Genomic DNA, 20583 nt, shown 5'->3' with positions numbered 1-20583 from the left:
GGCTGATGCTGCGCCAAATTGTCTATATCAGCACCGCTGCGGGGATCGATTCAGCGGCGATCGCATCAATCCTTGAATCGTGCCGGCGTAACAATGCTGAGCGTGCGGTGACCGGCCTGCTGCTTTATAATGGGCGCAATTTCCTGCAATTGCTCGAAGGCAATGTCGAGGATTTATCCTGGGTGCTGCATCGGATCGAAGCCGATCCGCGCCACAACGGGGTTTCAATCATCGAGGATATTGCAGTCGAGGAGCGCGCCTGCCCTGATTGGCTGATGCGGCACATCCGGATTGCCGACGATGTGTCGGCGCGGCGTGATGCGCTCGATGCCGAACTGCCGCAAGATATCGATCCCAGCCTGCGCCGGATCATCCTCAACTTCGCATCGTTGAATTAGCGGCTGAGTCAGGGCCGTGCGTCATCCCTTCGGTTTCTGAAGCTGCGCAGCCATCATTTCCCAGACCTTGTTGACGGCTTTCAGGGGGCGGACCATCACCTTGAAATCCTTGATGAAACCTTCCTCGTCAAAGGTGATCATGTCAATTCCGTTGACGTGGATCCCGTCCATTTCAGTGGTGAATTCGAGCACTGCGGTGTCCCCATCCACTACCTCCCGGACATAGGTGAAGCTGTCATTGCCCAGCGTTGCACCGGCCGCGCTAAGATAGGCGACCACGATCGGGCGCCCGACCTGCGGAGTGTGCACCACCGGTGAATGGAATACGGCATCTTCGCGCATGATTGCGGCGAGCGCGGCAGGATCGCTGCCGCCCTTGATCACTTCATGCCAGCGCTTCAGGCCCTTGGCAGCGGCGCTCATGCCAGATGCTCGGCGAAAAAGGCCTTCGTGCGTCCGTCGGCAAGCTGCGCACCTTCTTCATTGCGGCGGTTGCCGCTTTCAGTGGCGAAGCCGTGGTCGAGCCCTTCGTAATCGTACAGGGTTACGCGCGGGTGATCGTCAAGCCCCGCATGCATCGCGGCCTGCGCTTCCGGCCCGACGAAATGGTCTGCCGTGGGCACATGCAGCAGCAGCGGATGGGCGATGCCGTGCTTCTCGCCCAGCATCTGGTCGATCATGACCCCGTAATAGCCGACCGAAGCATCGATGTCGGTGCGTGCCGCTGTCATATAGGCGAGCTTGCCGCCAAGGCAGTATCCCACGCAGCCGACCTTGGGCACACCAGCCTCCCGGCGGATCCAGTGGATTGTCGCTTCGATGTCCTTCACCCCGTCATCGGGATTGTACTTGCCGAAATAATCGAGCGCCTGGTTGAATTCGGCCTCGACATCGGGATCGAGCACGATCCCCGGTTTCATGCGGAAGAACAGGTCCGGCGCAACCGCGAGATAGCCGTCCGCCGCCCAGCTATCGCATTTGCTGCGGATACCCGGGTTCACGCCGAAGATTTCCTGGATCACGATGATTGCAGCTTTAGGTGCGCCTTCGGGCCGCGCAACATAGGCGTTGAAACTGGCGCCTCCATCGAGCGTGGGAATCGTGACTGTCTCGGTCATGAGGGTTGCTCCTTTGATTTGCTGCGAAAGCGGCTTATCGCTTGTGGGGGGTGATTGCCAAACCCAAATATGTGAGGGCGGATCCGGAGCCCGCCTTGCCAGTGGAGGAATTGCCATGAAGGTCAATATCGAGATCGACTGCACGCCCGAAGAGGCCCGCGCCTTCATGGGCCTGCCAGATGTGTCCAAGGCGAACAGCGTTTATGTCGATACGATCGCCAAGGCGATGAAGGGCGTTTCCAACCCCGATCAGTTGCAGGAATATGCCCAGCAACTCGCGCCGATGGGCCAGTTGGGCCTGAAAATGTTCCAGAGCTTCATGGAAGGCGGGATGCGCGGGGCCGGCTCGCGGCAGAAATCCGGCGATGATCAATAGGCTGCGCGCCATTCACGCATGAGCGACACGATTTTTGCCCTTTCGAGCGGTGCGCCGCCCGCCGCAATCGGCGTGATCCGGATCAGCGGGCCGGGTGCGGGGGAATCGCTGCGCGTGCTTGCGGGGCGCGAGGTGGGGCCCCGCCGTGCCAGCCTGGCGCGCCTGCACGGCACGGATGGCCGACTGCTTGATGAAGCGCTGGTGTTGTGGTTTCCCGGCCCCGATACAGCGACAGGCGAAGATCTGGCCGAAATGCACTGCCATGGCGGGCGGGCGGTGATCGCGGCGGTTGAAGGCGAGCTTGCGCAGTTTCATGGGCTGCGCCGCGCCGAACCGGGCGAGTTCACGCGCAGGGCCTTCGCCAATGGCCGGATCGATCTGGCCGAGGCGGAGGGGCTGGCCGATTTGCTGAGCGCCCAGACAGAACTTCAACGCAGTGCTGCGATCGCGATGGCAGGGGGTGGATTTTCGCGCCAGGTGGAGCAATGGCGCGAGGCATTGTTGCGGTTGTCTGCCGAGGTCGAGGCTGCGCTGGATTTTGGCGATGAGGACGATGTTGGCGGGCTGGCGGCGGATTTCTCGCCGCGGCTCGGTCAATTTGCGGAGGATTTGGCCGATTGGCTGGCACGTCCGCAGTCAGAGCGTTTGGGTGAGGGCTATCGGGTGGTGCTGGCAGGGCCGCCGAATTCAGGAAAATCTACTCTTTTCAATTCTTTGATTGAGAGCGAAGCAGCCATAACCTCACCTGTTGCTGGCACAACCCGGGATGTGATTGAGCGTTCGGTTGCGATAGGCGGCGTGCCCTTCACCTTTGTCGACACGGCGGGTTTGCGAGAAGGAAGCGCGGACGAGATCGAGGCGATTGGAATTGGCCGCGCGCGCGATCAGCTGGAACGTGCCGATCTGGTTCTATGGTTGGGGCCTGAACACGACGGACCAATTGGATGCTGGGAGATTGAGGCACAGATCGACGATCAGGCGCATCTGGTTAAAGCCGCACCCGATTGGCGGGTGTCTGCCCGCACTGGCGAAAACATCGCCAAGCTCAAATTGGCACTTGTCGAGCGGGCGCGGGGCGCGATGCCGAAACCGGGTGAAGCGGCGCTCAATGCGCGCCAGCACGGCTTGCTCGCGGGGGCACATGCGGCGCTGCGAGAGGCGGGGGAACATTCTGACCCGCTGATTATCGCCGAATGTCTGCGCCAGGCACGGCTGGGGTTTGACCGGCTCGTCGGCCGCGCCACGACCGAAGACATGCTCGACGCGCTGTTTGGGCGCTTTTGTATCGGGAAGTAGTGCCAGCCAGCTTCAGTGTTTCACGTGAAACATTCACGGGCCGCGGTTGCGGCTTGCTATGTGCGAAAGTTCTTTGACCGCACCGCATGGCTCAAGTATCGGGCGGCGCATGCGAAGCTTTGACGTGCTTGTGGTCGGCGGCGGCCATGCCGGGGTCGAGGCGGCCTGCGGTGCCGCGCGCATGGGCGCGCGCGTGGGACTCGTCAGTTTCGATCTTGATGCTATCGGCGCGATGAGCTGCAATCCGGCGATTGGCGGACTGGGCAAGGGGCATCTTGTCCGCGAGGTTGACGCATTGGACGGCGTGATCGGCCGGGCAGCAGACGCCGGGGCAATCCATTACCGCATGCTCAACCGTTCGAAGGGCAGCGCCGTTTGGGGTCCGCGTGTGCAGGCTGATCGCAGATTGTTCAGGGCAGCGGTGCAGAAGATTGTGCGGGCGCAGGCGGGGCTTGAGGTGATTGCAGGCGAAGCCGCAGCATTGCGGCTTGCAGGAGATCGCGTGTGCGGGCTCGACCTGGCCGATGGTACTGCGCTTGAAGCACCGGCAGTGGTTCTTTGCACCGGCACTTTCCTGGGCGGCACTTTGTTTCGGGGTGAGGAGCGCTTTGACGGCGGCCGGATTGGAGAAAACGCGGCGCATCGGCTGGCTGCGCAATTGCGCGGGGCAGGTCTGCCGATGGCGCGGCTCAAGACCGGCACGCCTCCGCGGCTTGACGGGCGTACGATCGATTGGGCGCGGCTTGAAGAGCAACCTTCCGATGCCGATCACTGGACCATGTCCCCGCTGACCGGGCGGCGCATCAATCCGCAGGTGTTTTGCGCCATCACCCGCACGACCGAGGCGGCGCATGAGGTAATCCGCGCCAATCTGCATCGTTCACCCCTGTTCACCGGCGCGATCGGTGCAGCGGGCCCGCGCTATTGCCCCTCGATCGAAGACAAGATCCACCGCTTCGCCGATCGGGACGGGCATCAGGTCTTCCTCGAGCCTGAGGGTCTGGACACCCATCTTGTCTATCCCAACGGGATCAGCACTTCGTTGCCGAGTGATGTCCAGCTCACCATGTTGCGCGCCATGCCGGGGCTGGAGCAGGTAGCGATGGAAGTGCCTGGCTATGCCGTGGAGTATGACCATATCGATCCGCGTGCTCTCACGGCTGACTTGCAGTTGCGCGCAATTTCAGGGCTTTATTGCGCGGGGCAGATAAATGGAACTACCGGTTATGAAGAGGCGGCGGCGCAGGGCTTGATCTCCGGGCTCAATGCTGCGGCGCAGGTTCTGGGTCGCGAGGCGCCTGCGCTTGACCGGGCCAACAGCTATATCGCGGTGATGGTCGACGATCTTACCCTGCAAGGTGTGAGCGAGCCCTATCGCATGCTTACCGCGCGCGCCGAATATCGCTTGCGACTGCGCGCCAACAATGCCTCCACCCGCCTGACACCGCTCGGCATTGCCGCAGGCTGTGTCGGCAGCGAACGGGCTGAATGGTTTGTGCGGCGCGAGGAGCGGCGGGCGGAACTGGCGCCTCATTTCGATGCCGGGATCGCGGCGAAGGAGCTTGACGATGCTGGCCTGCCCGTTCGGCGCGACGGCGGAACTAAGCCGGTAAGCGAATGGCTTAGGCATGAGGGCGTGGGGGTGGCCGATCTGCAGCCTTGGCTCGGCGCTGAATTGCTAGCTGATGATCCGCTGGTCGCGGAGATGGCTGAAGATGCTGCCTACGCGCCCTATCTGGCGCGCCAGGATGCTGAATTGCGTGACTTGCGAGCAAGCGAAGCGCTCGCCTTGGGGGGCGATTTCCCGTTTGGCGAAGTGCCCGGCCTGTCAAACGAGATGGTCGAACGACTGATCGCATCCAAACCGGCGAGCCTGGCAGCAGCGGGCCGTGTGCCGGGAATAACCCCTGCGGCACTCTCGGCCCTGCTGGTCCATGCCCGGCGCAGGCAGAAAGCCGCGTGAGCCACGAATTGCTGAGCGATGAGGCCGGGGCGCGGCGCTACGTCGAGGCTCTTGCAGATGCGGCGGCGATGGAGCGGCTCGAGGCGCTGATTGCGGCCTTGCTGGAGGAGAATCAGCGCCAGAATCTGATTTCACGCCCATCTGAAGCGCAGATCTGGCGGCGCCATGTTGCAGATAGCGCGCAGCTGCTACGCTTTGTTCCACGTGAAACGTCCAGCCCATGGCTTGATCTCGGAACAGGGGCGGGCTTTCCCGGGCTAGTCATCGCCGCACTTGATCCGCGCCGCGAAGTTGTACTGGTCGAATCGCGCACGCGCCGGGCCGAGTGGCTCACGCGCATGACGCAGGCACTTGACCTGCCGCTCTGCCGGGTCGAGGGGCGACGGCTGGAGCAAGTCGAGCCCTTTCACGCGCGTGTCATATCGGCACGCGCCTTTGCGCCGCTCGAGAAACTTCTGCGATTATCCGCACCCTTTTCCACAAAGGCGACCGCCTACCTGTTGCCCAAGGGGCGTTCAGCGGCGCAGGAACTGAGTGAACTCCCCGCGCAGATTCGCAAGCTGTTTCACGTGGAACATTCCTTGACCGATGCGGAGGCGGGGATCATCGTAAGCACTTGAGTGCAGGAAGGCGGAACAAGGCCGATGATTACGATAGCCATAGCGAACCAGAAAGGCGGGGTGGGCAAGACCACGACCGCAATCAATATCGCCACCGCATTGGCGGCGATCGGCTGGCGCACGCTGCTGATCGACCTTGACCCGCAAGGCAATGCATCGACCGGCCTGGGGGTGAGAAGCGAAGCCCGCACCGCCTCCAGCTATGATGTGCTGATTGACGGAGTTTCCCTAAGGGAATCAATGGTTCCCACCAGCATCCCCGGCCTGGATCTTGTGCCGGCGACGGTTGACTTGAGCGGCGCGGAGGTGGAGCTGGTTTCGGTCGAGAAACGCACCTCGCGCCTTGCCGCAGCGCTGCGCGGTCATCACGGCCACGATATCTGCTTTATCGATTGCCCGCCTTCGCTCGGACTGTTGACTCTCAATGCGCTGTCAGCCGCAGATACGCTGTTGGTGCCGCTGCAATGCGAATTTTTCGCGCTCGAAGGGCTCAGCCAACTGCTTCAGACCGTCGAGCAGGTGCAGCAACGTTTCAACCCGGCGCTGGGCATCATCGGTGTCGGCTTGACCATGTTCGATCGCCGCAATCGTTTGACCGACCAGGTGGCTGACGATGTGCGCGAATGCCTGGGCAATCTGGTGTTCGAAACGGTAATCCCGCGCAATGTGCGCCTGTCTGAAGCGCCCAGCCATGGGCTCCCCGCTCTGGTCTATGACCATTCCTGCGCCGGCAGCCGCGCCTATATTGCCCTTGCCCGCGAATTGATCGGCCGCTTGCCTGCCGAAAGGAAGGCAGCATGAGCGAATCCTCCGATCCGATCCGTTTTTCCGTGCCGGCGCGCAGTTCGGCCGATAGAAAGAAGAAATTGGGGCGGGGGCTGGGCGCATTGCTCGGCGAAACCAGGCGGGAAGAGCCGCTGATGCAGGCGGATGGCATGGCGCCTGACAAAGATGACGTTCAAACAGGGGTTTACCCTACGTCTGGCCTCGCATCACTGCCAATTGCCACGATCGAACCGATGCCGGGGCAGCCGCGCAAACGGTTTGACGAAGCCGCGCTTGACGAACTTGCGGCGTCGATCGCTGCCCGCGGAGTGATCCAGCCGATAATTGTGCGCCCGCGCGGTGAGGGGCGTTACCAGCTGGTCGCGGGCGAGCGCCGTTGGCGCGCGGCTCAAAAGGCCCAGTTGCACGAAATTCCCGCCCTAGTGCGCGAACTCGACGAACGTGAAGTCATGGCACTGGCTTTGATCGAGAATATCCAGCGCGAAGACCTCAATCCGGTGGAGGAGGCGCGCGCCTATCACAGATTGAGCGAAGATGAAGGGCTGACTCAGGCCGAAATCGCGCAAATGGTTGAAAAATCGCGCAGTCACGTCGCCAATTTGCAGCGTTTGCTGGCGCTTCCCGATGCCGTGCTTGACCTGGTGGAGGGTGGTGAGCTGTCGATGGGGCATGCCCGCGCGCTGATCGGGCATGATGACGCGGCGCAACTGGCCAAGCGTGCGGTGCGCGAAAACCTCTCGGTGCGCGAGGTGGAGGGTCTGGCGCGCGGCGATGCCGCACCCAGGCTTCGCAAATCGGCCAAGCGCAGCACCAATGATCCGGCCAAGGATGCCGATATTGCGGCGGTCCAGGCGCATCTCGAGGAATTTCTCGGGCTGACAGTGCGAATCAAGACAGAGGCGGACCCGCGCAAGGGGGCCGTCACGATCCGCTATCGCACACTCGACCAGCTCGATCTGATCTGTCAGCGGCTGACGGGTGGCGACATCTGAAGACTGGAGGAAGTTGCGCCGCGCGACTCTGCCCAATCCGCGGTCACGCCGCAAGTTGCGCCGCGCAACTTCATTGGCCCAAGTAAATGAAATTACGTATAAAAATTCTTCCCCGATCAAATTCGATCAGACAGGGTCCTGGCGAGCGCTTCAATTCCCTCGGCATCCTCTTGCGAAAACCGCGCTGGTTCGGGTGAATCGAGATCGATAACAGCGATCACTATCCCGCCGCGCATTACCGGCACCACCAGCTCTGAACGGCTCGCCGAATCGCAGGCGATATGACCGGGGAAAGCGAGAACATCTTCCACCAGCTGAGTCTTGCCGCTTTGCGCTGCCGCGCCGCAAACTCCCGAACCCAGCGGAATACGGATGCAGGCCGGCCTGCCGACGAAAGGGCCAAGCACCAGCTCGCTTGAGCCCTCTTTCGCGTCTGTCATCCGATAGAAACCGGCCCAGTTAAGGTTCGGCACAAATTCCCATAACAGCGCGGCCACATTGGCCATGTTCGCCACGCCATCAGGTTCGCCCGCAGTCAAGGCGTCAGCGGCATTGCGCAACTGGCGATAGAGTTCTGGCGGCTCGAGCCCGGCGTCAGCTTTGAAATCATACATCGTGCTACGCGATCTACGCGGCAGGGCGGCAAACACAAGCCCCATTGCCGCCAGTCGGGCCTTGGCTTATGCATCTTGGCATGAGCATCATCCGCAAGATCCTGATCGCACTTCTCGTCATCCTGCTGCTGCTTGGTGCTGCCTTCTGGTGGCTCGCACGCGGCGATACGGCCGACCTCTCGGTGGAGGCAGTTGCCGGAACCGATCCCACACTTGCAGAGCCCAACGCTGAAATAGTGCCGACTGTGCGCATCGCCAAACCTGTCGGCTGGGCAGCGGGTGAAGCGCCCCAACCCGCAGAAGGCCTGGCAGTTGGCCGGTTTGCCGAAGGGCTCGAGCACCCACGTACCGTGCAAGCCCTGCCCAATGGCGATGTATTGGTGGCGCTCACCCGTGCACCGGCCGGCGAGGCCGATGGCGGGATCATGGCCTGGATCGCGGACTGGCTGATGACAAAGGCTGGTGCCACCGGCCAATCGCCCAACCAGATCGTGCTATTGCGCGACAGCGACGGCGACGGTGCAGCCGAGATCCGCCGCGTGATAGCAGACGCGGACGCAGGCCTTGATTCGCCATCTGGAATGAGCTGGCATGACGGCACGCTTTATATTGCCAATCACGATGAAGTGCTTGCTTTTCCGTATGAATTGGGTGCGGAAAGTGTTTCCGGCAAGGCGCGCAAGCTGATGGACCTGCCTGCTGGCGGCGGCCACTGGATGCGCAACCTCGAGATCAATCCAGAAGGCACGCTGCTGTATGTCGCAGTCGGATCGGCCTCCAATATCGGCGAAGGCGGGATGGAAGCCGAACAGGGCCGCGCCATGATCTGGGAATATAATCTCGAGACCAATCGCCAGCGCCAGTTCGCGGTTGGATTGCGCAATCCCAACGGGCTTGCCTTCAGCCCCTGGACCGGGGAGCTGTGGACCACGGTCAATGAACGCGACATGCTGGGCAGCGATCTGGTGCCTGACTATCTCACCAATGTGCCTGTTGGCGCGCAGTATGGCTGGCCCTGGGTTTACTGGAGGGACAATGTCGATGAACGGGTCGATGCTCCGCGACCGGCCTATATCGTCGAATATGCGCGCAAGCCCGAATATGCACTTGGGCCCCATGTTGCCGCGCTTGGCCTGGTATTTACTACCGAGGGCCATTTGATGGGCGAAAAATTCGCCAGAGGCGCGTTTGTCGCGCGCCATGGTTCGTGGAACCGCAAACCCCCCTCAGGCTATGACCTGGTCTATGTCGCCTTTGACGAACGCGGCAATCCGGTGGGCAAACCGGTGCCGGTGCTGGGCGGTTTCCTGAACCAGGACGGTACCACCAAGGGCCGCCCGACCTGGGTTGAGTGGGGCGGCGATGGCGCCTTGCTGATGAGCGATGACACCGCCGGGATCATCTGGCGCGTCCATGCACCGGGTGCGAAGCCGGGCGCGGGCATTGCGCGGCTCAAGTCCGCGCCGCTGCGCCCGCAGCGCGAGTTGACGGGAGATTCGCAGGCGGTGTTCACGCAGGACGATTACGCTCGGATCGTGCCTGCGCAGTAGCCCGAGTCTAGTAACCTAAAGCGATGTGCCGGCACGCCCGGCCAGTTCAACCACGAACTGCCACGCCGATCGGCCCGACAGGGGGCCCCTCGCGCGCGACCAGCCCAGCGCCTCGCTCTCGTTGACTTCCAGGCCGAGCGGATCGGCATGTGCCTTGGCGATGGCAAGGTAATCCTGTTGCGAGCACGGATGGAAGCCGAGCCGCAGACCGAACCGGTCAGCAAGCGCAAGCGAATCATCCATCGCATCGCGTTCCTGCAGCGGGCCGGGCTGGTCATCCCCGGTGCGCGCCACAATCGCCCGGTGGTTGGAAGTGACCGCAAGCCTGACATTGGCCGGGCGCGGCACAAGGCTGCCCTCAAGCGCGCTGCGCAGATGGCGCATCACCTGGTCAGCGGAGTGATTGAATGCCAGATCGTCAAGGAACAGGATGAAACGGCGCTCAATCAGCTCGAGCGTGGCGAAAAGTTCGGGCAGCGCCGCCAGATTGCCCGGATCGAGCTCGACCAGCGCCAATCGCGAAGGATCTTCGGCCTGTTGTGACGCCACGGCAGCGCGCAGCACTGCCGACTTGCCCATTCCGCGCGCGCCCCAAAGCAGCATATCATGCGCCGCGCGGCCAAGCGCATGGCGCCGCACGTTCTCGCACACCGCATGTTTCTGGCGATCTATCCCCTTGATGCGATCGAGCGGCAACGCCTCAAGCTGGTCGACGGTGGCGATTCGCCCTGCATTCCAGACATAGGCTGCGTAGCCAAGCCAGTCGGTATTGGTGGATGATGCTGGCGCAAGCCGTTCCAGCGCATCGGCGATGCGTGCCAGCGGATCGCCCTGATCTTGCCCGCGATTACCCATCATCGGCCTCTATCCGCCCAAAGCTTCAGCAGGCAGGCTGTAAAGCAGGCCAGCTCCACCGGTGGCTGACGCCTTGAGGCCGCTTGCTTCCGGCACGATCCGATCGAGGAAAAAGCGCGCGGTTACCGGCTTGGTATGCGCCAGCGTGGGCGCAGCACCAGCAGCCACGGCCTGCGCCTGCCTCAACAGCTGCCAGCCTGCGGTGGCAACCGCCAGCATGGTGCAGAATGGCACGCTGCCGGCAAGGCGATCATCCAGGCTTGCCTCAGTGCCCATCCATTGCGCAATCGCGCGGCAATCTTCGGCAAGCGCATGGAGCATGGGTTCGTCCGCGCTGTCCCTAATGATGTCGGCTATCAGCGCATCGACCGCGCCGCCTGCATCCAGCCCTAGCTTGCGGGTGACGAGGTCTGCCGCCTGGATGCCGTTGGTGCCTTCGTAAATCGGGGCGATCTTTGAATCGCGCCAATGCTGGGCCGCGCCGGTCTCTTCGATAAAGCCCATGCCGCCATGCACCTGGATCCCGATGCCCGCCACTTCGACGCCAATATCAGTGCCCCAAGCCTTGATCAGCGGCACGAGCACCTCGGCGCGCATCTTCGCCGCGCTATCATCCAGCGTGCCGCGGTCAACCTGCCCCGCGCAGTAATAAAGCAGCGCGCGCGCCCCCTCGGTCAGCGCTTTCATCCGTAGCAGCATGCGCCGCACATCGGGGTGCTCGATGATCGCGACCGGGTTCTTGTCCGGCGAACCGGCGCGGGCCGATTGAACGCGCTCTCTGGCATAGTTCAGGGCCTGTTGTGTCGCCCGCTCGCCTATCTGCACACCCTGATTGCCGACATTGATGCGGGCATTGTTCATCATGGTGAACATCGCCGTGAGCCCGCGATTGGGCTCGCCCACGATTTCGCCAATACATTCGCCATTGTCGCCATAGCTCATCACGCAGGTGGGCGAGGCGTTGATGCCCAGCTTGTGCTCAAGGCTGACACAGCGCAAATCGTTCCTCGGCCCGAGCGAACCATCATCCTTCACGTGATATTTGGGAACGAGGAAAAGCGAGATTCCGCGCGAACCCTCCGGTGCGTCGGGCAGGCGCGCCAAGACGAGGTGGATGATATTCTCCGCCAGTTCATGCTCACCCCAGGTGATGTAAATTTTCTGGCCTTGAATCAGGTACTTGCCTGCATGCTCGCCCTCTTCGATGGGCTTTGCAGTGCTACGCAGCGCACCCACATCGGATCCGGCTTGCGGCTCGGTGAGGTTCATCGTGCCGGACCATGCGCCGCTCACCAGATTGGGCAGGTACTTCGCCTTCTGCACATCCGAGCCGTGATGCTCGATCGCCTCGATCGCGCCCACGCTCAGCATCGGCAGCAGGTTGAACGCCATATTGGCCGAGCCGAGGTTCTCCAGCACATTGCACGCAAGGGTGAAGGGCAGCCCCTGCCCGCCGAATTCTTCGGGCGAGGCGATCGCGTTCCAGCCTTGCTCGACATAGGCAGCATAGGCGGCTTTGAACCCGTCAGGCAGGCGAACCACACCGTTTTCGAGTTTTGCGCCTTCAAGGTCGCCTAGGCGATTGATCGGAGCGAATTCACCGGCGGCAAATTGCCCCACACCCTCGACGATGGCTTCGACCAGATCGGGTTCGGCGGCGGCGAAGCGCTGGCTTTGGGCCAGTTCCTCGATTCCGGCATTCACGCGGATCGCAAGCAGTTGGTCCTGGGTGGGCGGCGTGTATGGCGTCACGGCGTTCGAATCCTTGTCTCGCAGCAAATAACTTGGCTTTGTGCTTCCTCACCTATAGCGGGCACGCATGACCGGCAAGAACGCTTCGGAAGTGCTGCCTGCAGACGCGGAGGGAATCGCGCGGGCGGCTGCGATTCTAGAGCGAGGCGGGCTGGTAGCGGTTCCGACCGAGACGGTTTATGGGCTCGCCGCACGGGCAGACAGTGCCGAGGCGGTGGCGAAGATCTTCGCCGCAAAGGGCCGGCCGCACTTCAACCCCTTGATCGTGCATGTGCGCGACCAGACGCAGGCGGAGGGATACGCCCGGCTCTCTGCTGCTGCCAAGGCGCTGATGGCAGAGCATTGGCCAGGGCCGCTCACGCTGGTGCTGCCGCTGCGGGAAGATGCCGGGCTGGCTCTGGCGGTGACGGCGGGGCTACCCACGGTGGCCCTGCGCGCGCCGAAGCATCCGGTGATGCGAAAACTGCTTGCGGCGGTCGATTTCCCGCTTGCTGCGCCTTCGGCCAATCGCAGCGGCTTTATCAGTCCCACGACCGCGCAGCACGTGCTGGCCTCACTTGAAGGCCGGATCGACCTCGTGCTCGACGCGGGACCGTGCGAGGCAGGCGTGGAATCGACCATCATCGCGGTGCGTGAGGATGGTTCGTGCGACGAACTGCGGCCTGGCCCGGTGCAGATCGCTGTAACAGGTGAGCAGGCAGATGGTGCGGGCGAGCCGTCAGCGATCGAAGCCCCTGGGCAACTGGCCAGCCACTATGCGCCGGGCAAGCCGGTGCGGCTGGGCGCGCGGGAGGCTGAAGCAGACGAATATCTGATTGGTTTTGGCAGTATAGCGGGCGATTGCACGCTTTCGAAGGCGGGCGACCTCGATGAAGCTGCGCGGCGTCTGTATGATTGCCTGCACAGGGCCGCCGCGAGCGAGCAGCCACGCATCGCGGTTGCGCCCGTGCCCAAGCTTGGCATCGGCAAGGCCATCAATGATCGCCTGAGGCGCGCTGCCGCCTGATCCGGTATTTAATCGAGCGGTGGCGCGGGTTCGGCCAATGCCGGATTGTTTCGCAGCAGGATCTGGATTTCCGAATAGGTTTCGCGCGCGTGGAAACAGGCGCGCTCATCGCCCTTGCTGCATTGCTTGAGCTGGGCCCGATAGCGGCGATCAAGCTTGCCCAGGTCTTCCTCACGTTGACGCAACTCGCGCCCGCGCTTTTCATCGGCTTCCGACTGGCTGGTGGTGGCTGCATCGACCCCGCTGCTCACCAGCCTGACCGGCGCAGTGACAATGTCTGCCGCGGTGCGAACCACGCATCCGCTCAGTGCGGCAGAACACAAGATAAGTGCAAATAGGGAAAGGCCGCGCATGAGAACGCTGTCTCACACGCGGCCCTTGCTTGTCCAGTGCTGCGCGGTGAAGCGCCGCGAACTACAGGCGGTTATTCAGCGCCTGCACCTTCTGCAGCCGCAGTTGCAGGCTGGCACTTGAGCGTGCCCGAACCCATCGCGCTGATCTCGCAAGTCGCGCTTCCGAATACCCGCACGTCGCCCGAACCCATGATGTTGGCTTCAACCTGGCCATCGGAGGCGAAGGCTGCATCACCTGATCCAGCGACGGTGATATCGGCCTTCTCGACCTTCAGGCCTTCCATATCCGCCTTGCCCGAGCCCAGGATATTTAGGTCCAGGCTTTCGGCAGTTCCGCTGGCGCTGAGCGAACCGGAGCCGGCAATCGTCACTTCAAGCGCGGTTGCGGCAACGCCAGTCACTGCGGCCTTGCCAGAACCGGCGATGGTGACATCGGCGTGGTCGGCCATCGCAGAAGCTTCGACCGCGCCCGACCCGGCGATCACGATTTCACTGGGTGCTGGCATGGTGACGCGCACGATTGCGGTGCCGGTGTCCTTCCATTTCCCGTTCTTGCGGGAAACACCCAGCGTGCCGTCCTTGAGCGAGAAGCGCAGCAGCTCAACCACCTCGGCATCGCCTTCGACATCGATGTCGAGTGCCTCACCTTCGCTGAGCACAACTTTGTCGGGGCCGGCAAGAACCAGCTTGGTTGGCGCATCGCCCGACATGTCGAGTTCTGCCAGCGGCACGCCTTCTTCGCCGTCGATTTCGATATTCATATCGCCGCATCCGGCAACAGCTGCGGAAAGGGCGATGGCGGCGATCGGTGCCATTCGCTTGACGAGTTTGTGAATCATGGTGCTCTCCTGCATAATGCGTGTTGCCAACATAATACACCAAGGCACGATCTTCAACGTCAAATGCAAGAAGGGCCGCCCTTTCAGGCAGCCCTCCGTCGAACTCCGAATGCGCCTGGTCGATCAGGCTTCTTCGGCGCTCTCGTAATATTGCGGCGCATAGGTGCGCAGCACTTCGAGGATTTTCTCGAGTGCGGTCGCTTCGTCGGTTTCCTCCATTGCCGCGAGTTCGCGCGCAAGCCGGCTGGAGGCTGCCTCGAAGATTTGCCGTTCCGAATAGCTCTGCTCAGGCTGATCTTCGGGGCGGAACAGGTCGCGCGTAACTTCGGCGATCAGCACGATTTCACCCGAATTGATCTTTGCTTCATATTCCTGGGCCCGGCGCGACCACATGGTGCGCTTGACCCTGGGCTTGCCCTTGAGGGTATCCATCGCCTCTTTCAGGGTCTTGTCGCTCGAGAGCTTGCGCATCCCGATCGATTCGACCTTGTTGGTGGGCACCCGCAGGGTCATCCGCTCTTTCTCGAAGCGCAGGACATAGAGCTCTAGCTGCATGCCCGCGATTTCTTCGTTTTGTAGCTCAATCACCCGGCCAACCCCATGCTTGGGATAAACCACATAGTCGCCGACCGTGAAGGCAGGAGCCTTGCTTGCCATGCAAATTCCTTTCTTTGGGCAGGCCTAGAACAGACAGTCGAAAAGCCCCAATCGGGCCCGCAACAGCAGGCTCCGCAGACGCGTTATCGATGTGTGCTGGCGGCCGTGCCTTTCCTTGATTCAACCCGGGCACCGGTGCGAATCCGGTGCGGTTGATCAATTATATAGCACATCGGCAACAAAATTGCGAGTCGCAACCTAATAGGTGCGGAATCGCGTTGTGCATTGCGTCACGTTGGCTAACCGCAGGCCGCATATGTGCGGCGCGCGCTGTGCAATTTCAGTCGCCTTCGCCTGGCGCGTCGGTGAAATATTTCTCGAACTTGCCTTCCTCGCCCTTGTGCTCGTCTGCGTCAGCCGGCGGTTCCTTCTGGCTGGTTATATTGGGCCATTCTGCCGAGTATTTGGTGTTGAGTTCGAGCCATTTTTCAAGCCCATCCTCGGTATCGGGAAGGATCGCTTCTGCCGGGCATTCCGGCTCGCACACGCCGCAGTCAATGCATTCCGACGGGTTGATGACCAGCATCGTTTCGCCTTCGTAAAAACAATCGACCGGGCAAACTTCGACGCAGTCGGTATATTTGCACCGGATGCAGGCGTCGGTGACGACATAGGTCATGTAGCAGAATCCCCTTCCAGATCGCGATTCAAATCCGCTGCTAATGGCTTTACGCCCGTGCGGTCAAGCTCGCGATAATGAGAGCGCGCCATTCCCGGCGGGCCGCGCCGTTCGGGCAGCTCGATCACTTCGACAATTCTTACTTCACCGCTCTGGGCAAAGGTCAGCACATCGCCCGGGTGAACTTCCGCGCTTGGGCGCTGAACATGGATACCGTTGACCCGCATGTGGCCCTGTTCGATCATTGCGCTGGCGCGGCTGCGGGTGCGGGCTAAGCGGAGATAGACCAGCAAGCGGTCCAGTCGCATCGCTCCGCTCATCAGCCAAGCAGCTCCTTGAGCGCATCGAAGGCGCCACCGCCAGCGGTTGGCCTGTCAGGCCCGGATGGTTTGCCGCGTTCGGGCTTCCCCTTGTGCTGCTTGTGACCAGCAGGCCCCGCTCCCGGCGAACCGCGCCTGCCCTTGCCGGATTGCGGGCGGCGATCCTTGGGTGCGTCGCCCGGCCGGTGAGGGCGCCAGCTCCAAAGATCGGGTGCGGGCGGGCCAAAGGCGCCTTCCGCCAATGCGCGCGCGCCAAAGCGCTTGAACCCGGCACTGCCCAGCAGGCGCGGGATATTGTCCGCCTCCAGCCCGATGGAGACCGCCAGTGCGGTGTCGAGCACGAAGCGCTGAGGCGGCTTGCCCCTTGCCTTGGCCGGAGCCGCCCGGGCGCGGGCGTCGAATGCAGCGCGCAAGATCTTTTCTGCCAGGTCGACGCGGATTGCCTGGCTACCGGCGCGACGATATCCGGCTGGCAGGCGCCTTTCATCGCCGATCACCGGCAGCATTGCTTCGTTGAGCGGGCGCTGGTCTATTCCCAACGCGTGGAGCAGCCGCCGCGGCGCCGGCTTGAGCAGCGCATGGGCGAAAATGTCGAGCGCGCCGAACACCACCCCCAGCTTGCGCAGATAGGGGCGCATGTCCTTGGGCAAATGCTGCAGTCCGGCGTCCTCGCGGCTGACCGTGCCATGCGCGTCAATCAGCGTGTGGAGCAAGGCGCGCGCTTCCGAACCTGCTGCGGGATCGCGGGCTGCAGCCGCCAGAGCCCGCAAGGGTGCCAGTGGTTCCAGCTGGGCATCCAGCCAGGACTTGAGCGCCCCTTCAAACCGCTTGCGTATGGCCTCGGGCAGCAAGCCCAGTTCACGCACCAGCACCAACCGCGCTGCACTGAAATCATCGGAGAACTCGATCGTCGCCAGGCGATGCCCTTTCCACATGATCGCGCCTTCGGCCAGTTCCAACTCCGCGGCCCCGTGAGACATCAGCCATTCCGCGCGCTGCGCCAGGATTGTGGGCAAAGCCTTCTCTCCGGCAGCCAGCAACATTTTGCGGTCTGCCACTGTCGCATCCGGCTCGACCACGAAGCGGAATCCGTCGAGCCGCCCGATCGGCTCGCCATCGACGGTCAACGCTCCGTCAGGCGCCAACTCTACCCGCAGCCCTTGCCCATCTTGTCCAAGCGATTTCATCAGCAGCGACGTCCTTCGGTTTACAAATCTCTCGGTCAGGCGCGCGTGCAACGCATCCGACAGCTTTGCCTCGACTGCTCGGGCCCGGGCGAACATCTCGTCTCGCGCCAGCACCCAATCGGGCCGCTGGCAGATATAGGCCCAGGATCGGATCGCGGCTATCCGCCCTTGCAGCGTATCGATATCGCCCTGCATCCGGTCGAGTTCGGCAATGCGCGCAGCGACATAGTCTGCGCCGAGATATCCGTCACGCAAATCCTGCCATAGCCGCGCGACGAAGCGGGCGTGATTGTCCGGCCCGACAGAACGGAAATCAGGGAGCGAGCAAGCCTCCCAGAAGCGGCGCACCAGGCCCGGACTGGTCACGCCCGCGGCAATCGGCTCATCTGACAGCCGCTTGAGCACGGCCAGATCAATCGCCTCAGGGGCGGGGCGCAACTCAGGCTCGTCTGGCTGGGCCTCCAGATCCGATATCAGCGTGGCGAGATCGCCAAATTGTGGCTCGGCCTGGCGCCAGAACAGATGGGTGAGCGGGGCAAAGCGGTGCTCCTCGATCGCGTAGATTTCCTCATCGGTGAACTCGGGCGAGGCGGTGCTGCTGCGCATGCCGGAAACCGTGCCGAATGTGCCGTCGCGCTGGTGCCGGCCAGCACGCCCGGCGATCTGCGCCATCTCGGCAGGGGTCAATCGCCGTTTGCGCTGCCCGTCGAACTTGGTCAGCGCTGCGAAGGCAACATGGTGGAGGTCAAGGTTGAGCCCCATGCCGATGGCATCGGTGGCCACGATGTAATCCACATCACCGTTCTGGAACAATTCTACCTGTTTATTGCGCGTCTCCGGTGAAAGTGCACCCATCACCACCGCAGCCCCGCCGCGAAACCGCCTTAGCGCTTCCGCAATGGCGTAAACCTGCTCGGCGCTGAAGCCCACCACCGCGCTTCGCGGCGGCAGGCGTGATAATTTGCAGCTACCGACGTGGCTGAGCGTCGAAAAACGCGGCCGCCGGACCATTTCCGCCCGTGGCACCAGCGCCCTGACCAGCGGCTCAATCGTCGCCGAGCCCAGGATCATGGTTTCCTCTCGCCCGCGCGCATTGAGCAGCCGGTCGGTGAAGATGTGCCCGCGCTCGGGATCGGCGGCCAGCTGCGCCTCATCGAGCGCGACAAAGGCATGACCGCCGCCCAAGCGGTCCATTGCCTCGACCGTGCAGCAGAAATAGCGTGCATCGGGTGGCTCGATCCGCTCTTCGCCGGTGATCAGCGCAACCGCCTTGTCCCCCTTGATTGCGCGTACCCGGTCATAGACCTCGCGTGCCAGCAAGCGCAGCGGAAAACCGATCATTCCGCTTGAATGACCGCACATCCGCTCGATCGCCAGATGGGTCTTTCCGGTGTTGGTCGGGCCCAGGACCGCCTTGATCGTGCCGTCGCTCACGCCGCCGATAGTGACAGGCCGAATCACGCCGGGCAACTGCCACCGGGCGTTGCGACCCGCCTTCTCAACACTTCGCCGCTTGGCGGACTCGCTTGATCGTAAATTAAGCAGAGATTTACTATGATAAGCTACAGAATTCCGCCATTGACCGCTCAGCGCCTGTCTCGGGATCACTGGGCGCAAGGGAGATCGGGGCTTTGGAGCAATTGCGCGACATGCCAGGCGAGAGCGAGGCCTCGCTTGAGGAGCCATTCCTCGATTTTGACGGCGACTGCGCGGCCGTTCAACCAAAGGGCACCATCAATAGCCGTTCGGGCAAGATCGTGCTGAAGCGCTTCGGTGGCTGGCGCTCGCGTTATCAGCAATGGCGTGACGAGATCTCGCGCAAGCTCGATGACGTCGATCTGGCGCCTGATCTGGCCGAAGATATCGGCAGCCCGCGCTGGTTTCGCGGATTGGGCACGATGCTGGGGCTGGGCGCAGTGGCCTTGGCACTATGGCCCGATTTCGCGCCGCTTGAAGCGCGCCCGGCGATGACGATGAACCAGTCCGTGCGTGACGAGTTCCGCAGCCATATGATCACGCCGCTGGCACTGGGCGGTGACAGCGGGCGGCAGATGGGGGCCGGGCGACAGGTCAAGCCGCTCGCGTCAGCTCCGGAGCGCCCGCAAATAGAACTGGTCGCAACTCTTGCGCGCGGCGACAGTTTTGACCGCATGTTGCAGCGCGCAGGGCTTGGTTCGGCCGATGCTCAGCGGGTGCACGAGCTTGTCGCCAGTGAAATCCCGCTTGCGGAAATCGAGCCAGGCACACGGATCGACATCACGCTGGGCCGACGGCCCCGCGAGGATGCGCCACGCCCGCTCGATGCGCTGGCCTTTCGCGCGCGGTTCGACCTCCAGCTTGAAGTGCAGAACGACGCCGGAAACCTGTCGCTGCGCCGCAAGGTAATCCGGGTCGACGACACGCCGCTGCGGATTCGTGGAACTGTGGGGCAGAGCCTTTACCGATCGGCGCGTGCCGCCGGGGCACCAGCGGGCGCGGTGCAGGATTTCATCAAGGCGCTCGATGGCCAGATCGACCTCAATCGAAGTGTCCGTTCGACCGACGAGTTTGACATGATCGTGGCCTATCGCCGTGCTGCCACCGGCGAACGCCAGGCAGGGAAGGTGCTTTACGCCGGCATCGACCGGGGCGGCGAGCCCAAGACCCAATTGATGCGCTGGGGCGAGGACGGAATTTTCTATGAAGCTTCTGGCGTGGGCGAGCAGCGCAATGGTTTGATCGCGCCGGTCCCGGGCCGGATTACGTCAGGATACGGCATGCGCCGCCACCCGATCCTGGGCTATCGGCGGATGCATTCCGGGATCGATTTCAACGCCCGATACGGAACCAGCATTGTGGCCGTGACAGACGGGCGGGTCAGCGGTGCCGGGCGCATGGGCGGCTGCGGCAATGCTGTGCGGCTTGATCATGGCAATGGGTTGCAGACACGCTATTGCCATATGAGCCGGCTGGCTGTGAGCCGCGGCCAACAGGTCCGGCGGGGCCAGGTGATCGGCTATGTCGGATCGACCGGGCTGTCGACCGGCCCGCACCTGCATTACGAGATGTATCGCGGCGGCCGCGCGCTTGATCCGCGCAGCGTGCAGTTCGTCAACCGCGCGCAGCTGGAGGGGCGCGAGTTGTTGAACTTCCGCGCCGCGCTGGCCGAACTCAAACAGATCGAGCCGGGCGCTGCCCTTGCGGACCTCGAGCAACGCCCCGAAGAGATCGAGGCGCCGCAGCGCGAGATCGAACGGATCGACAGCAAGCGCGAAATTCGCTGATCGTTGCGCGGCCCGCAAT

General features: G+C 62.7%; 21 protein-coding genes. 10 read left to right on the top strand and 11 right to left on the bottom strand.

Annotation, left to right across the window (positions count from 1 at the left end; translation table 11 throughout):
- Window positions 1-5 precede the first annotated feature (5 nt).
- The gene (locus tag ACX2DJ_RS02600; protein WP_462570827.1) at window positions 6-398 is read left to right on the top strand and encodes a BLUF domain-containing protein; all 393 of its coding nucleotides are present in this window, start codon (window positions 6-8) and stop codon (window positions 396-398) included.
- Between the two features lie 21 nt (window positions 399-419).
- Here ACX2DJ_RS02600 and ACX2DJ_RS02595 read toward each other — a convergent pair whose 3' ends face one another.
- Together ACX2DJ_RS02595 and ACX2DJ_RS02590 are read right to left on the bottom strand one after the other, a co-directional pair.
- Window positions 420-821: a nuclear transport factor 2 family protein gene (locus ACX2DJ_RS02595; protein ID WP_462570826.1), complete on the bottom strand. Its 402-nt coding sequence runs from the start codon at window positions 819-821 to the stop codon at window positions 420-422.
- Complete coding sequence (locus tag ACX2DJ_RS02590; protein ID WP_462570825.1) at window positions 818-1516, bottom strand: dienelactone hydrolase family protein; 699 nt, start codon at window positions 1514-1516, stop codon at window positions 818-820. Before ACX2DJ_RS02590 ends, ACX2DJ_RS02595 begins: the two co-directional genes overlap by 4 nt.
- A 115-nt stretch (window positions 1517-1631) precedes the next feature.
- Here ACX2DJ_RS02590 and ACX2DJ_RS02585 point away from each other — a divergent pair, with 115 nt between their 5' ends.
- From ACX2DJ_RS02585 to ACX2DJ_RS02560, 6 genes are all read left to right on the top strand, one after another.
- A complete protein-coding gene (locus ACX2DJ_RS02585; RefSeq protein WP_462570824.1) occupies window positions 1632-1892 on the top strand; it encodes a DUF6489 family protein in 261 nt (86 codons plus the stop codon).
- 18 nt (window positions 1893-1910) lie between these two features.
- Complete coding sequence (mnmE, locus tag ACX2DJ_RS02580; RefSeq protein WP_462570823.1) at window positions 1911-3188, top strand: tRNA uridine-5-carboxymethylaminomethyl(34) synthesis GTPase MnmE; 1278 nt, start codon at window positions 1911-1913, stop codon at window positions 3186-3188.
- Window positions 3189-3297: 109 nt separating this feature from the next.
- On the top strand, window positions 3298-5151 hold the full coding sequence (gene mnmG / locus ACX2DJ_RS02575; protein ID WP_462570822.1) for a tRNA uridine-5-carboxymethylaminomethyl(34) synthesis enzyme MnmG: 1854 nt from the start codon (window positions 3298-3300) through the stop codon (window positions 5149-5151).
- A gap of 8 nt (window positions 5152-5159) precedes the next feature.
- Entirely contained in the window at window positions 5160-5771 is a 612-nt protein-coding gene (gene rsmG, locus ACX2DJ_RS02570) for a 16S rRNA (guanine(527)-N(7))-methyltransferase RsmG (RefSeq protein ID WP_462572528.1), read from the top strand.
- A 24-nt stretch (window positions 5772-5795) separates the two neighbouring features.
- The gene (locus ACX2DJ_RS02565) at window positions 5796-6572 is read left to right on the top strand and encodes a ParA family protein (protein ID WP_462570821.1); all 777 of its coding nucleotides are present in this window, start codon (window positions 5796-5798) and stop codon (window positions 6570-6572) included.
- Window positions 6569-7549: a ParB/RepB/Spo0J family partition protein gene (locus ACX2DJ_RS02560; RefSeq protein WP_462570820.1), complete on the top strand. Its 981-nt coding sequence runs from the start codon at window positions 6569-6571 to the stop codon at window positions 7547-7549. The genes ACX2DJ_RS02565 and ACX2DJ_RS02560 overlap by 4 nt, the downstream gene beginning before the upstream one ends.
- A gap of 116 nt (window positions 7550-7665) precedes the next feature.
- Here the strand turns inward: ACX2DJ_RS02560 and ACX2DJ_RS02555 are convergent, their stop codons facing one another.
- The gene (locus tag ACX2DJ_RS02555) at window positions 7666-8163 is read right to left on the bottom strand and encodes a free L-methionine (R)-S-oxide reductase MsrC (RefSeq protein WP_462570819.1); all 498 of its coding nucleotides are present in this window, start codon (window positions 8161-8163) and stop codon (window positions 7666-7668) included.
- An 80-nt stretch (window positions 8164-8243) separates the two neighbouring features.
- On the opposite strand from ACX2DJ_RS02555, the gene ACX2DJ_RS02550 reads away from it, so the two are divergent.
- Window positions 8244-9713, top strand: a complete 1470-nt coding sequence (locus ACX2DJ_RS02550; protein WP_462570818.1) for a PQQ-dependent sugar dehydrogenase — start codon at window positions 8244-8246, stop codon at window positions 9711-9713.
- A 15-nt stretch (window positions 9714-9728) separates the two neighbouring features.
- Here the strand turns inward: ACX2DJ_RS02550 and ACX2DJ_RS02545 are convergent, their stop codons facing one another.
- Together ACX2DJ_RS02545 and ACX2DJ_RS02540 are read right to left on the bottom strand one after the other, a co-directional pair.
- Window positions 9729-10571, bottom strand: coding sequence for a DUF815 domain-containing protein (locus tag ACX2DJ_RS02545; protein ID WP_462570817.1), 843 nt, complete (start codon window positions 10569-10571; stop codon window positions 9729-9731).
- 6 nt (window positions 10572-10577) lie between these two features.
- A complete protein-coding gene (locus tag ACX2DJ_RS02540) occupies window positions 10578-12320 on the bottom strand; it encodes an acyl-CoA dehydrogenase family protein (RefSeq protein ID WP_462570816.1) in 1743 nt (580 codons plus the stop codon).
- 67 nt (window positions 12321-12387) lie between these two features.
- On the opposite strand from ACX2DJ_RS02540, the gene ACX2DJ_RS02535 reads away from it, so the two are divergent.
- Complete coding sequence (locus ACX2DJ_RS02535; RefSeq protein ID WP_462570815.1) at window positions 12388-13326, top strand: L-threonylcarbamoyladenylate synthase; 939 nt, start codon at window positions 12388-12390, stop codon at window positions 13324-13326.
- Window positions 13327-13334: 8 nt separating this feature from the next.
- On the opposite strand, the gene ACX2DJ_RS02530 is transcribed toward ACX2DJ_RS02535, so the two are convergent.
- The 6 genes from ACX2DJ_RS02530 to ACX2DJ_RS02505 all read right to left on the bottom strand — a co-directional run bounded on the left by ACX2DJ_RS02530 (window position 13335) and on the right by ACX2DJ_RS02505 (window position 18762).
- The gene (locus tag ACX2DJ_RS02530; RefSeq protein WP_462570814.1) at window positions 13335-13622 is read right to left on the bottom strand and encodes a hypothetical protein; all 288 of its coding nucleotides are present in this window, start codon (window positions 13620-13622) and stop codon (window positions 13335-13337) included.
- A gap of 128 nt (window positions 13623-13750) precedes the next feature.
- Entirely contained in the window at window positions 13751-14518 is a 768-nt protein-coding gene (locus tag ACX2DJ_RS02525; RefSeq protein ID WP_462570812.1) for a head GIN domain-containing protein, read from the bottom strand.
- Between the two features lie 123 nt (window positions 14519-14641).
- Complete coding sequence (locus ACX2DJ_RS02520; protein ID WP_462570811.1) at window positions 14642-15175, bottom strand: CarD family transcriptional regulator; 534 nt, start codon at window positions 15173-15175, stop codon at window positions 14642-14644.
- Between the two features lie 280 nt (window positions 15176-15455).
- Entirely contained in the window at window positions 15456-15794 is a 339-nt protein-coding gene (gene fdxA, locus ACX2DJ_RS02515) for a ferredoxin FdxA (protein ID WP_462570809.1), read from the bottom strand.
- Window positions 15791-16114 (bottom strand): RNA-binding S4 domain-containing protein, encoded by a 324-nt coding sequence (locus ACX2DJ_RS02510; protein ID WP_462570808.1) that lies wholly within the window; start codon window positions 16112-16114, stop codon window positions 15791-15793. The genes fdxA and ACX2DJ_RS02510 overlap by 4 nt, the downstream gene beginning before the upstream one ends.
- Entirely contained in the window at window positions 16114-18762 is a 2649-nt protein-coding gene (locus ACX2DJ_RS02505) for a helicase-related protein (RefSeq protein WP_462570807.1), read from the bottom strand. Before ACX2DJ_RS02505 ends, ACX2DJ_RS02510 begins: the two co-directional genes overlap by 1 nt.
- A 170-nt stretch (window positions 18763-18932) precedes the next feature.
- Here ACX2DJ_RS02505 and ACX2DJ_RS02500 point away from each other — a divergent pair, with 170 nt between their 5' ends.
- A complete protein-coding gene (locus tag ACX2DJ_RS02500; protein WP_462570806.1) occupies window positions 18933-20564 on the top strand; it encodes a peptidoglycan DD-metalloendopeptidase family protein in 1632 nt (543 codons plus the stop codon).
- Window positions 20565-20583: the final 19 nt, after the last annotated feature.

The sequence above is a fragment of the Altererythrobacter chaiwopuensis genome, from assembly GCF_054957755.1.
This window is presented reverse-complemented; position numbering and strand designations above follow the sequence as displayed.